This is a genomic window from Rhodopseudomonas sp., from assembly GCF_048594845.1.
In the GTDB taxonomy this organism is placed as follows: domain Bacteria; phylum Pseudomonadota; class Alphaproteobacteria; order Rhizobiales; family Xanthobacteraceae; genus Rhodopseudomonas.
This window is the reverse complement of the sequence record NZ_JBMDXE010000364.1, coordinates 36,239-48,847: the sequence shown is the minus strand read 5'-3', so window position 1 is coordinate 48,847 and position 12,609 is coordinate 36,239. Positions and strand designations below refer to the sequence as shown.

Annotated in this window: 10 protein-coding genes and 1 pseudogene; 3 read left to right on the top strand and 8 right to left on the bottom strand. The window is 64.4% G+C overall.

What is annotated here, in order from left to right; translation table 11 throughout:
- The 3 genes and pseudogenes from ACOJTD_RS25240 to ACOJTD_RS25230 form a co-directional block, all read right to left on the bottom strand.
- Positions 1 to 285 (bottom strand): annotated as a pseudogene (locus ACOJTD_RS25240) (autotransporter outer membrane beta-barrel domain-containing protein); the annotation flags it as partial.
- Between the two features lie 140 nt (positions 286 to 425).
- The gene (locus ACOJTD_RS25235; protein ID WP_420135588.1) at positions 426 to 3,425 is read right to left on the bottom strand and encodes an autotransporter outer membrane beta-barrel domain-containing protein; all 3,000 of its coding nucleotides are present in this window, start codon (positions 3,423 to 3,425) and stop codon (positions 426 to 428) included.
- Positions 3,426 to 3,933: 508 nt separating this feature from the next.
- A complete protein-coding gene (locus ACOJTD_RS25230) occupies positions 3,934 to 4,248 on the bottom strand; it encodes an ArsR/SmtB family transcription factor (protein WP_420135587.1) in 315 nt (104 codons plus the stop codon).
- Positions 4,249 to 4,337: 89 nt separating this feature from the next.
- On the opposite strand from ACOJTD_RS25230, the gene ACOJTD_RS25225 reads away from it, so the two are divergent.
- Positions 4,338 to 5,087, top strand: coding sequence for an SDR family NAD(P)-dependent oxidoreductase (locus ACOJTD_RS25225; RefSeq protein WP_420135586.1), 750 nt, complete (start codon positions 4,338 to 4,340; stop codon positions 5,085 to 5,087).
- A 426-nt stretch (positions 5,088 to 5,513) separates the two neighbouring features.
- Positions 5,514 to 5,771 carry a hypothetical protein gene (locus tag ACOJTD_RS25220; RefSeq protein ID WP_420135585.1) on the top strand — a complete coding sequence of 86 codons (258 nt, stop codon included), beginning with the start codon at positions 5,514 to 5,516 and terminating at the stop codon, positions 5,769 to 5,771.
- 92 nt (positions 5,772 to 5,863) lie between these two features.
- Here ACOJTD_RS25220 and ACOJTD_RS25215 read toward each other — a convergent pair whose 3' ends face one another.
- From ACOJTD_RS25215 to ACOJTD_RS25205, 3 genes are all read right to left on the bottom strand, one after another.
- Positions 5,864 to 6,307: a hypothetical protein gene (locus tag ACOJTD_RS25215; RefSeq protein WP_420135584.1), complete on the bottom strand. Its 444-nt coding sequence runs from the start codon at positions 6,305 to 6,307 to the stop codon at positions 5,864 to 5,866.
- Between the two features lie 28 nt (positions 6,308 to 6,335).
- Entirely contained in the window at positions 6,336 to 7,559 is a 1,224-nt protein-coding gene (locus ACOJTD_RS25210) for a DUF2778 domain-containing protein (RefSeq protein WP_420135583.1), read from the bottom strand.
- Positions 7,560 to 7,912: 353 nt separating this feature from the next.
- Positions 7,913 to 8,608, bottom strand: a complete 696-nt coding sequence (locus ACOJTD_RS25205; RefSeq protein ID WP_420135590.1) for a DUF899 family protein — start codon at positions 8,606 to 8,608, stop codon at positions 7,913 to 7,915.
- A gap of 142 nt (positions 8,609 to 8,750) precedes the next feature.
- Here ACOJTD_RS25205 and cowN point away from each other — a divergent pair, with 142 nt between their 5' ends.
- Positions 8,751 to 9,029 carry a N(2)-fixation sustaining protein CowN gene (gene cowN, locus ACOJTD_RS25200; protein ID WP_420135582.1) on the top strand — a complete coding sequence of 93 codons (279 nt, stop codon included), beginning with the start codon at positions 8,751 to 8,753 and terminating at the stop codon, positions 9,027 to 9,029.
- A 6-nt stretch (positions 9,030 to 9,035) separates the two neighbouring features.
- Here the strand turns inward: cowN and ACOJTD_RS25195 are convergent, their stop codons facing one another.
- Both ACOJTD_RS25195 and ACOJTD_RS25190 read right to left on the bottom strand, forming a co-directional pair.
- The gene (locus ACOJTD_RS25195; protein WP_420135581.1) at positions 9,036 to 10,745 is read right to left on the bottom strand and encodes an IlvD/Edd family dehydratase; all 1,710 of its coding nucleotides are present in this window, start codon (positions 10,743 to 10,745) and stop codon (positions 9,036 to 9,038) included.
- Between the two features lie 358 nt (positions 10,746 to 11,103).
- The gene (locus ACOJTD_RS25190) at positions 11,104 to 12,534 is read right to left on the bottom strand and encodes an aldehyde dehydrogenase family protein (protein WP_420135580.1); all 1,431 of its coding nucleotides are present in this window, start codon (positions 12,532 to 12,534) and stop codon (positions 11,104 to 11,106) included.
- Positions 12,535 to 12,609 lie beyond the last annotated feature (75 nt).

Here is a 12,609-nt window from a genome sequence, read left to right as displayed (position 1 = left end):
CGACGCGCCGTTCGACACGCTGATGCTGCCGACGCCGCCGTCACGGCCGACGCTGACCTCGCCGGTGTCGGTCCAGCTCGCCCCCGCGCCGCTGAGGCTCACGCTGCCGCTATTGCCGGCGCCTTCGCCGAGCGAAGCATTGCCGCTCGAGATGCTGCCGCCAACGCAGGATATCCCGGTGGTCGTGCCGGTGATAGCGCAGCTGGCGCTGGCGGGCGAAGCGGCGAGAACGCCGTTCGTCAGCAGCGGCACGAGCGACGTCGTGAGCAGGAGATGTCTCTTCATGACATGCCTTTGGAATTTTCAGTCGGGGCGTGAGACGCGCGGCTGCCGGCCGCCTGGTCAGGCTGCCGGGAGCGACGCGACGGTTGGAAGGACGAAGCGGAAGGGCCGGCCGGCTGCGAGCTCCGGCCGGCGGGCTGCGCTCAGAACGTCACACGCAGATTGGCGCGGACGCCCTGGTCGGAAATGCCGGTACCGACCTGGCCGGAGTAATTGACGCTGATGGCGGTCGTCGGTGTCAGCGCGGTGCCGAGCCCGGCCTCGAACACGGCGACGTCCTGCGCCAGCGGCACGCCCGACACCGTGAAGGCGCCGCCGCCTGCAAAGGCGTTGGTGGCCGTCGGGGTGACGTGGTTCAGCGTGTGGCGCCAGCCGACCATGCCGTTGGCGGTCAGCACCGTCGTGCCGACATCGAACGCGCCCTTGGCGCGCAGACCGAGCGTCGTGAACGCCGCGTCGATCGTGTCGCTCGCACTGGTCAAAGCCGCAGCCCCGCCCTTCTCGGTAAAGCCCGAGGTGGCGAGGTTCACATAGGCGAAGCCGGCGAACGGCTGCAGCGCGGCCCGGCCGAGTTCGACGTCGTAACCGATATCGCCATAAACCTGAGTGGTGCGGGCATTGTAGTCCGCCATCAGACGATCGGCGAAGCCGGACAGCGCGACGTTGCGGCTCGAAGTCAGCTCGTGCCAGGCGTGGTTAACTCCGAGGCTCAGCGCGAACGCATTCAAATTGCCTCCGCCGTAGGCGCCGATGCTGTACGTGTCACCCGACACCGAGCCGCGGCCGCCGTCGAGATTAATGCTGGTGTGGCCGTAGCCGCCAACCAGACCGAGCCGCAGCCCGTCGTACAGGTCGCCGTCGGCGCCGAACAGCACGCCGCCGGTGCTGCGGCGGACGCCGGTGGCGTTGCCGTTGCCGTCGGCCGTGGCCCAGGAGCCGTAGCCCCGCGTCCACACCGAGGTGTCGGGACCACGCCGCGCCGACTGCAGCTGCTGGGTGGTCGCCTCGCGCACGAAGCGGCTGTCGTCGAGCAGCGCGGTCTTCGCCGACGCATAGGCCTCACCCGACACCTGATCGAACGCCGTGCGCGCCGCACCGTCGCTGGTTAGCGACGACACCGCGGTGCGCAGGCCATTGCCCACCGGCACGCTCTGCAGACCGTTCGCGGCGGCACGCTGATTAGCGGTCGCGGCCGCGTCAGCGAAGGCACGGATCTGCACCGCGTCGACATAGACATGGGTCGGATCGTACGTGGCCATCAGCGCATAGAACGCCGACACATAGGTGTCGCCGGTCAGCGTATAGGTGCCGCTGACACCGCCGGTGGCGTTCAGCACGGTGTAGCGCACGTCCGGCACGTAGGCCCCGGCGCCGTAGCGTGTCACGTTGAGGATGGCGCCGCTGTCGATCGTCGCTTTGCCGCTGACCGCGATCTTGTCCGACACGCTGCTGCCCGGCACCAGCTCGGCCTGATACGTCGCTCCCGACGCCTGATGATAATTGCCCGCGACCGTGAGCGTGCCCGGGCTGTTGCCCGGCGAGATCGTCGAGCCTGACTGCATGTCGGTGCTGCCCACCGTTCCCGAACCCGACAGCGACGCGCCGCTGTACACCGTCACCGCGGACGTTCCGCTGTCGCTGTTGACGACTAGCTTGCCGTCCTTCACCAGCATGGTGCCGGTGAAGCCGCTGCCATTGCCGGACAGGGTCAGCGCGCCAGTGCCGGTCTTCTCGATGAAATCGAAATCGCGGAATTGACCGGTCGGACCGAACGACAGCATGCCCAGCGACGCTGCGGCGGCGCTGTCGAGAACCAGGGTGTTGTCGCCCGTTCCTGCCTGAACCACGCCCTGGATGTTCGGGTTGATGGCGTCGACGACGAGCCGGTTGGTGCCGTTGCCGAACAGGATCGCCGCGCCGCCACCGGTGTTGGCGATGATGCCGCTGTTGAAGATGGTGGAGTTGCCGTTGCCGGTGACGATCGCCGCATCGGTCGCCGAGTTGGTCGTGATCGTTCCCGAGTTCACCAGCGAATTAGTGGTGCCGTCGAGGCTCACGCCGATGCCGGTCGCGGTGACCGTACCGCTATTCGTCACGCTGATGGCGCCGTTCGCCGTCGAAGCGACGATGCCCTGCCCTGCCGTCACCGACCCAGCCTGGGTGATGTTGATCGCTCCCGATGCCGATGTCGCCAGAATGCCGATCTGATCAGCCTGGACCACGCCGCCGAGCTGGTTCTCGATGGTCGTCACGCCGGAGGTCCCGACGTTTGTGTAAAGTCCGTAGTGGCCGCTGCCGAGATCGGCATGTCTGCGGTCGTCGAGTGAAATCGCTGTGCCGCTGTTGACGATCGTGACATCGCCGGTCTCGGTCCAAGCCACGATGGCGGAGTCGTCCTTCGCCGTCGCCGTGCCGGAATTCGTGATCGTCGCCGGACCGTTTGCCGACCACGCCACAAGGGCCTGGCGATACTTGCTCTCGACCGTGCCGGAATTGTCGATGGATGCGAGGCCATTGTAGTTGATGGCCCGGGCGCCGGCGAGCGACGAGACGACCTCTCCGGAGTTGACGATGCTCACCGTCACCGGATCGGTCCCGGCGTAGTTGCCGTCGGCGTAAAGGCCGCGACCGCGAGTTGCCGTCACCTTGCCGGAGTTGATCAGGCTGACATTGCCGATATGCGTCGTCAGTGAGATGCCGTCCTGCTCCACGCCCTTGGCTATGACGGTTCCGGCATTGTTCACCGAGAGATTGCCGGAGACTTCGTTGCGCAGCCAGACCGCGGCGAACAGCTGATCCGACCGTAGCGTCACATCCGGACCGATGACAACCGAGAGATCGGCGTTCGCCCGCGCCGTCGCCCACGCAAAGGCGGGATAATTGGCGCGATAAATGTCCGTCGTTCCGACGATGTTCACGGTCACATCGAGCGGAGCCCGGGAAAAGATCGTCGGATAAACGTCGATGCCGCGGGACGTCACCGAGTCGATGGTGATGGACGATGTCCCCTTCACCGGGACTGCCGAAACCAGCAATCTGTTGCACGAGACCATCACGACGTCGCCGGACGAACTGCAACCGGCTTGTGCCGTCGTGGCGCCGGAAACCACCCCGAGCAGCAGCGGACTCAGAGCCGTGGTCATCAGAAGCCGTCGGGCCGACGCGCGAACAAAGGGAGCAAGGGGAATATTTTCACGCACCGACATATTAAACCTCATTTACTGACGCAACTCGATTTAAAATTGTTTAATTGCATGGAACCGGCGAGGCAACCGGCTTGTTTATTTTTATGACCGCCACGCGAATAAATTGAGGTTTAATTTTGGGGATTTCCGCATCGACTTGGCCGGATATGCCGGCGCGCGGAACAAGCGGCGCGCGCCATACGCGACCGACACCCGAACGCACCGCGCACCGACGCGTCGTCGAGCGTTAGGTGTCCTGAAAAGCCCGGACAAAAGGTATATTTTGTACGTGGGCCGCGAATCGGCGGACTGGAAGCTGGCGCAACTGCGCGCGCTGGAGACGGCCCCGATACGCCCCATTCGGCGCCAGCGAAGCGCCACCGTCCATCAAGAGAGACGCTGACAACGATGTGGCGGCACGTTTATTTTATGATCGTTATTTAAATAAGAAAAATCAGCCGCCCGCTTATTCGCCGGCGTGCTTTAAAATCGCCTTCAGGAGGCCGGGGAAACGCGCATTGATGTCGGCCTCGCGCACGACGTTACGGTTCTCGACGCCCTTCTTGGTCGTCTGAATCAGACCCGCCTCGCGCAGCACGCGGAAGTGGTTGGATAACGTCGACTTCGGAATATCGGGGCAAGGTGCAGCCGCGGTGCAGGACATGCAGTCGCCCTCCTCCAGCAGCGCCTTGACGATGCGCAGCCGCATCGGATCGCTCAGCGCGGCGAGCACGCCGGGAAGCGTGATGTCCTGGCGGGCGGGATGAACGAACTGCACCATGACAAAAATATAGGCGGCCCCTTGACCTGGTTCAATAGTCCCATATTTCCGAAATATTGAACCTATGGACTCCGGACAGGACGACACGCATGACAAAGACTCTGCAAGGCAAGGTGGCACTGGTGACCGGCGCATCGAAGGGCATCGGCGCCGAGATCGCCCTGAAGCTGGCGGCGGAAGGAGCCGCCGTCGCCGTCAACTACGCCTCCAGCAAAGCCGGAGCCGACGCTGTGGTGGCGAAGATCCAGGCCGCTGGCGGCAAAGCGGTGGCCGTGCACGGAAACCTTGCCGAGCCGACCGACGTTGCCAAGCTGGTCAGCGAGACCGTCAGGGCGTTCGGCAACATCGAGGTGCTGGTCAACAATGCCGGCGTCTACGAATTCGGAGCGCTCGACGTCATCACGCCGGAGCACTTTCACCGGCAATTCAACATCAACGTGCTCGGGCTCCTCCTGGTGACTCAGGAAGCCGCGCGGCACTTCAATGACGGCGGCAGCATCGTCAACATCTCGTCCGGCGTCTCGACCATGGCGATGCCCGGCACAGCGGTCTACGGCGCAACCAAGGCATCGGTCGACCTGATCACCGGCGTGCTCGCCAAGGAGCTTGCTCCGCGCAAGATCCGGGTCAACGCCGTCAATCCCGGCATGGTCGTCACCGAAGGCGTCAAGACCGCTGGCTTCCACGAAGGCGAAATGCGCAAGCAGATCGAAGCGATCACGCCGCTCGGTCGCGTCGGCGAGGCCGACGAGATTGCCGCCGTCGTCGCCTTCCTTGCCGGCGACGGCGCCTCCTACGTCACCGGCGAAACGCTGCACGTGACCGGTGGATTGAAGTGACGGCGCGCAGACCTCTGCGACGGAGGCCCTCTGCTCGTCTGTCATGAGCTGACTTGTCGCGCCAAGCGGTAGAAGAGCAGCGATCGTGGTCTGCGCATAACCGCGCAGACCGCGGCCCTACCGATGCCCCCTTTGTGCCGCAGCGAACGCGGAACGCCAAACTGTGCAAGGGCATTGAGGAAGCCGGGCGATTTGATGAACTAACAACTCCGACCATCGCGCGCTTCTTACCTTGAGCGAGCCGATGCAGCTCATCCGCGCGATGAAACATGCAGTTCCATCCCAAGCGTCTGCGCGCGTACGCACTAAATCAGAACGCGAAGGAATTGCCGCTTTCCCGCCATGGTTCCTTCACCGTGAATTCACTCCTGGCCGACCAAGGTCGAGCAGGTCTTACGACCTTGATCAGCATCAGTTTGAGGAGACATGCTTGTGAAGAAAATTGCTTTTGGAGTGGCCGCCGCCGTCGCGCTTGGGTTCGCCGCGTTCAGCGGTGCGGCGTCGGCAGCGCCCGCGGGTCCGGCGAAGACCAGCATCGTCAAACCAATGACTGACGTCTCGGCACAGCGCTATGTCGAACGGCGTCGCGTGATCCGCCGTGCTCCGCACTGCACCGTGCGCAAGATCGTAACCCGTGGTCCGCACGGCCACCGCGTGGTCCGCACCAGCCGCGTCTGCCGCTAACTATTACCTCGACATTGGAGCGGACCCACGGTGGGTCCGCTCCTTAACATCAGACGACATCTTTTCTCGAGCTAAGGTCTGTGGTGAACAGATCACCAGCGTTCGAAGCTGCGGCGATCCCAGCCGTCGTCGTCGTTTGAACGATCCGTCGGCTGCGGTGCCTGGCGCCGCACGGTGCGCATGGACGGCTGAGGCTTCTCCTGGGGCGGATTGAAGACCACGTAGCATGCCGGGCTCAGACGCGGCCCCGCCGCGCGCAGGCAACTCTCGATCCGTGACGCATCAGGAATGAATTGGCCGCACAGCCGAAACGCATCGGGCGTGCAAGCCTCGCGCTGCGCCTCGGTCCCGCGTTCCTGGGCGAGCGCAACGCCGCCGCCGAGCAGCGTCGCCAATGCAAGTACGCCAGAGAATGTTCGTGAGCGCATAGTCGATCCTCCGATGAGATCGACCAATCGTTCGAAACCGAAAATGGTTCCGACGCGCAATGCATACGCCTTGAAGAGGACCGATTGCGCGATGCGCGAATACCGCAACGCTGGGCGGCCGCAGCCGCCCCTGGCGTCAGGTCATGCTGGCGACGACGACGAGACGCTTGACCTCGCCACGCTTGAACGCCTGCAGGAAGGCATTGTAGTCCCGGAACGAGACACAGCCGTTGGAGTCGCCGCGCGGCCCGAGCATATAGGTGTGGGCCAGCAGGCCGGTGCGACCGTGGATCATGTCCTCGCCGCCGACCGGGGTCAGGCGGATCGCCGCGACGCCGTGGAAGAGTGCCTCGCGCATCTTGAGATCGTAGATGTGCGGAGGGGTGGCACCCTGCATACGGACGTTGACATGGCGCGGATCGTCCATCCGCGCCCCCAGTCCCGAATGCGCCTCAAGCTTAGTCCCATCCGGCATGTACACCGTCTTGGCGGTGATGTCGTAGACTGCCGTGTAGCGATCGTCGTCGGACGGCGTGAAGGCGGGATCGCGCGGTTCGCCGGTCGAGGTCACGCCGGCATCCGCGGAGGCGTAAGCGAGCGCCGGGGCATCGGGCTTGCCGAACAGCTTGTCGAAGAAGCTCGACTTGCTTTCCGACTTCTGAGCCATCAGCACGGCCTTGGCACGAGCCACAAGGGCTTCCTGGCTGAACGGATTGCGGGTCGGACCGGGCGAAACGCGAGTGGTGGCTTTGCGCTCCGGCGGCGTCGGCACCGCCATCGCCAGCTTCACCGGCGGCGGCGCCGGCACCAGACCGACGGCGCGCTTGCCGGCGTCGGGCTTGATGGCTTCGGCGATCGCCTCTTCGGCGTCGGCGGGAGCGGCGGAATTATTTTGCGTGGGCTTGAACCTGTCCGGCTCGAAGCCGAACGAATAATTGGCGTCGAGCAGCGCGTAATAGCGGTGACCGGACTTCGTCTGCGGCGGCGCGGCGTTCGCGACCTGTACGCTGGACGTGACCGGGACGTCGCCGGCGTCGGCTGAGGCGACCTGAACGGTGCCCTGCTTGGCCATCGCGGCTTTAAGGGCCAGATGGGACATCAGGCCGGGGGCGGAAGCTGCTGCGGCGGCGAGCGGCTCGAAGCGCGACGCGAAGTCGGACCGCGCTACGCGGGTGGCCGGCTCATCGCCCCATGTGCCGATGGCGGGGTAGATGCTCGCGCCGACCGTGTTGGCATACACGGTCCAGACGCAGCCGATCACCGGCAGCGCGACGGCGATCGCGCCGAGCGATTTACGAAACCCCATAAAGCGGGCCCCACGATGGTTGGGCAGATCACGCGCCCTTGAACCGACAGTCATACGCCAAGCACCCAGATATCCCCACTGGCTCTGCGGTGCTTCGGAACGATCTTACCGCACGCAGATGTGGCAGAACAGAGGAGCGCGATTAAGGCGTGTTTTAGTTAAATGCCGCTTAAGCGCTGAACGGTTCGACCATGCTCCTCCATGGTTAAGGGCTTCTAAACGGCACCATCTGACAGAATCATACAGCTAAATCAATGAATTGGACCGGGCGCGAGCGCTCGAAAGGGACACCGCACCACACCCGAACACCGCCGCCCATGCCCCCCGGGCAGTCGGACGGCCCCTCCGACTGCCTCCGACAAGATGAAAAAATTTTCAGCTTCGCGGAGCGTACGGCCCGTCCGGCCTCACCCGTAGCGAAGTTTGGGATACCAGTCGGTCCCGCGCCCCTCCGGCGTGCAGTCGAGAATCGTCCATAGCGGCATCAGATCCGGGGCGCCGCGCGGGTCCTGTCCGGGATCGGCACTGGCCGCGAACATCTCTCCGGCCCAGAAGTGCCGGATGACGCCGTCGCGGCGGCTGAAGACGTTGAACGCCGCGTCGTCGCCGCCATCGGGCGTGACGCTTCCATAGTCGCGGCTGTAGGCGCCCGTCAGATCCGTGAACAGCGGCAGATGGTGCCAGCCGCGGGCGCGCTTGAAGGCGATCAGCCGCTCCATCGGCGATCGCGCCACGACCGCAAGCGCGACCCGCTGGGTGATGTCGGGCACCTCACCGTCCCAGGCGCTCAGCAGCGAAGTGCACATCGGGCACGGCTCGACCCGTTGCGGTCCGTACATGTAGCTGTAGATCACCAATGTCGGTTTGTCGCCAAACAGACCCGCAAAGTCCGTCCGCCCGCTCTCGCCCTCGAACGCATAGGCGCCGGTGACCTCGCCGCCGGGCGGCAACCGACGGCGGAGCTCGGCGACCCGTTCAATGTGGCGACGCAGTTCGATCTCCTCGGCGAGCAGTTCGGTGCGGGCGTGGCGATACTCCGCGCTTTCATTGGGAAAACGGGCCTCGCCGAGCCGGGCGAGTTCAGCGGCTGGCTTCAGGTTCATGACAATCCTCCGGATGCGGTGAACATCCTCGGAAGGACGAACCAGACCGCGGCCATCCGACACCGTCCTCACAAAGCCGCCCATGCATCGCGATGGCATATCGCTTGCTACGAGGGCCGGTCGCTACCCTTTGGAGTACGGAATGTCGGATTCGTTCGATCGCTATGTCAGCTTCAAGAACTGCAACTGGGAGATTCGATCAGAACGCGTGATGGCGCGATTGCAGACCCATATCGACGCGGGTGAGAATCCGTTCTGGGCCTATTTCGCGCAAAAGCGCACCGAGCTGCGCGAAAAGCAGGGACTCGACGATCTGCGCGTGCTGCACAACTATCTGCCGACGCTGCGCGAGCTGCTCGAAGACAATGGCGATCTCGAAACGCTGTCGATGCTGGAAGAGCTCGAAATGCACTTGATGTAACGGCGCTCAGCGCTCGCTACGCCCGGCCGCGGTGAGGAAATCGAAGTCGCAGCCCTCGTCCGCCTGCAGGATCGTGTCATGAAACAGCTGCGCGTAGCCGCGCGCGGGCCTCGCGACGACGGACGGCCGCGCCGCCTCACGGCGCCGCGCCAGTTCGGCATCATCGACGAGCAAATCGATCTTCCGAGCCGCAACGTCGAGTGTGATTCGATCGCCGGTTTCGACCAGAGCCAGCGGCCCGCCGTCGGCGCTCTCCGGCGTGATGTGCAGCACGATGGTTCCGAACGCGGTGCCACTCATCCGCGCGTCTGAAATGCGCACCATGTCCTTGACCCCTGCCCGCGCCAGCTTCAGCGGGATCGGCAGATAGCCGGCCTCCGGCATCCCCGGCGCACCCTTCGGCCCTGCATTGCGGAGCACGAGGACGTCGGCGGCGGTGACGTCGAGATCGGCGGCGTCGATCCGCAACGTCATGTCCTCCACCGAGTCGAACACCACCGCGCGGCCGGTGTGCTGCATCAACTGCGGAGAGGCTGCCGCGTGCTTGATGACGGCACCACGCGGCGCGAGGTTGCCGGTGAGAAAGGCAATGCCGCCCTCGCGGCGGATCGGATTGTCGCGCGACCTGATGACATCCTGCCCGGGCACGTCTTCGGCCTTCGCAACCACTTCACGCAAGGTCGCGCCGGTGATCGTTTTGGCCTCGAGGTCGATCAGCTCACCGAGCTGCGCCATCAGCTTCGGCACCCCGCCGGCGTGATGAAAGTGCTCCATGTAGTGCGCGCCGGAAGGCTTGAGATCGACCAGCACCGGCACGTCGCGGCCGATGCCGTCGAATTCGTCGAGATCGATTTGGTGCGGGACGCGGCCGGCGATCGCGGTGAGATGGATCAGGCCATTGGTCGAGCCGCCGATCGCCTGCAGCACGACCTGAGCGTTGCGGAACGCGGTCGGAGTCAGCAATTCACTCGGCTTGGGCCCTTTTGTCTTGGCCATCTCTGCGGCAACGCGGCCGCTCTCCTCGGCCGAACGGAAACGCTCCGCATGGGGCGCCGGAATCGTCGCACACATCGGCAATGACAGTCCCATCGCCTCGGTGATACACGCCATTGTCGAGGCGGTGCCCATCACCATGCAGGTGCCGACCGAGGGCGCGAGCCGTCCGTTGACGGCTTCGATCTCCACCTCGTCCATCTCGCCGGCGCGGTGCTTTGCCCACAGCCGCCGGCAGTCGGTGCAGGCGCCGAGCACTTCGCCCTTGTGATGGCCGACGACCATCGGCCCGACAGGGATCACCACCGTGGGCAGATCGGCCGACACCGCGGCCATGATCTGCGCCGGCAGCGTCTTGTCACAGCCGCCGATCACCACAACCGCGTCCATCGGCTGGGCGCGGATCATTTCCTCGGTGTCCATCGCCATCAGATTGCGCAGATACATCGAGGTCGGATGCGCAAAACTCTCGGCGATCGAAATGGTTGGAAACACCATCGGCATCGCGCCGGCCAGCATCACGCCACGCTTCACCGCATCGATGATCTGCGGGACATTGCCATGACAGGGATTGTAGTCGCTGTGGGTGTTGGTGATTCCGACGATCGGCCGATTGAGCGCGTCGTCCGAATAGCCCATCGCCTTGATGAAGGCCTTACGCAGGAACAGCGAAAATCCGGCGTCGCCGTAAGAGGTCAGGCCCTTGCGCAGTCCGTCCGACATGTCTCATCTCGCTGCCGTTTCGCGGCAATTGAGAGGCGACGGACGCGGATGTCAATCGTGGGAGTTCAGGTGATGATCTTGGCGACCAGCAGCGCGACAAGGATCGCCAGCCCGCTGAGGCCGATGGTGAGAAACTGACGCCGATGCGCGTCGGGAATGAGCGTGTTCATGTTGTCCTTCACCGCCGGTCGACGAATCGTTCGTCTCCAACCGCAACAGTGAACGCGCTTTTAAAGACGACGTCATGACCCAACTACTCGGACGACTACCGGATTCGGAACAAGGCCCGCTCAAGCAAACGCCGGGACGGCGGAACCGTCCCGGCGCATTGATCACCGTGAAGCTGCGTCAGGCGTGATCAGGCGGCGTTGAAGCCGGCGATCGCCTTGACCTCGAGATATTCTTCGAGACCAAACTTGCCCCACTCGCGGCCGTTGCCCGACTGCTTGTAGCCGCCGAACGGCGCGGTGCGTTCGTTCGGCACGCCCTGCAGGTTGACGTTGCCGGCGCGGATCTGCCGGCCGACCTTGCGAGCACGTTCGACCGAGCCGGCCGAGACGTAGCCGGCAAGACCATAGGGCGTGTCGTTGGCGAGCTTGACCGCTTCGTCCTCGTCCTTGGCGCCCATGATCACCAGCACCGGCCCGAAGATCTCCTCGCGCGCGATGGTCATGTTGTCGGTGACGTCGGCGAACACGGTCGGACGGACATAGAAGCCCTTGTTGACGCCTTCCGGCAGGCCGGGTCCGCCCGCGACCAGCGTAGCGCCTTCCTCGATGCCCTTGTTGATCAGCGCCTGGATCTTGTCCCACTGGCCGCGATTGACCACCGGGCCGATCGTGGTGCCTTCGGCACGCGGATCGCCGGCCTTGGTCTTTTCCGCCACGCCCTTGGCGATGGCGGCGACCTCGGCCATCTTCGACAGCGGCACGATCATCCGGCTTGGCGCGTTGCACGACTGGCCGGAGTTGTTGAACATGTGCATCACGCCGCCGGTCACCGCCTTGGTGAGATCGGCGTCGTCGAGGATCACGTTCGGCGACTTGCCGCCGAGTTCCTGGCTGACGCGCTTCACCGTCGGCGCCGCGCGCTTGGCGACGTCGATGCCGGCGCGAGTCGAACCGGTGAACGAGATCATGTCGATGTCCGGGTGTTCGCTCATCGCAGCGCCGACCTCCGGGCCGAGGCCGTTCACGAGGTTGAACACGCCTTTCGGCACACCCGCCTCATGCAGGATCTCCGCGAAGATCAGCGCCGACGTGGGAGTGAATTCGCTAGGCTTCAGGATCATCGTGCAACCGGCCGCGAGCGCGGGCGCGACCTTGCAGGCGATCTGATTGAGCGGCCAATTCCACGGCGTGATCATGCCGACGACGCCGATCGGCTCGCGCACGATCACAGCCGAGCCCATGGGCTCCTCGAAGTGATAATTTTTCAAAACGTCGAGCGTCGACATGATGTGGCCGAGGCCGGCGCCGGCCTGCATCTTCTCTGCCATCGGCAGCGGCGCGCCCATTTCATCGGAGACGGCTGCGCCGATCTCCTTCATGCGGCCCTTGTAGATCGCGACGATTTTCTCGAGCAGTGCGATGCGCTCTTCGCGGCTGGTCTGCGAGAAGGATTCGAACGCGCGCTTGGCAGCGGCGACGGCCTTGTCGACGTCGGCCTTGGAGCCGAGTGCAACCTCATACATCGGCTCTTCGGTGGCCGGGTTGACCACCGGCGTCGACTTGGGAGCGACGGGATCGACCCAGGCGCCGTCGATGTAGAATTGCATGCGGTTGACCATCGTAAACCTCTTCTTCTGATTTTGATTGCGGTGGTTGCAGGAGGCGATGCGGACGGCGGCGCCTCCGGCGAGCAC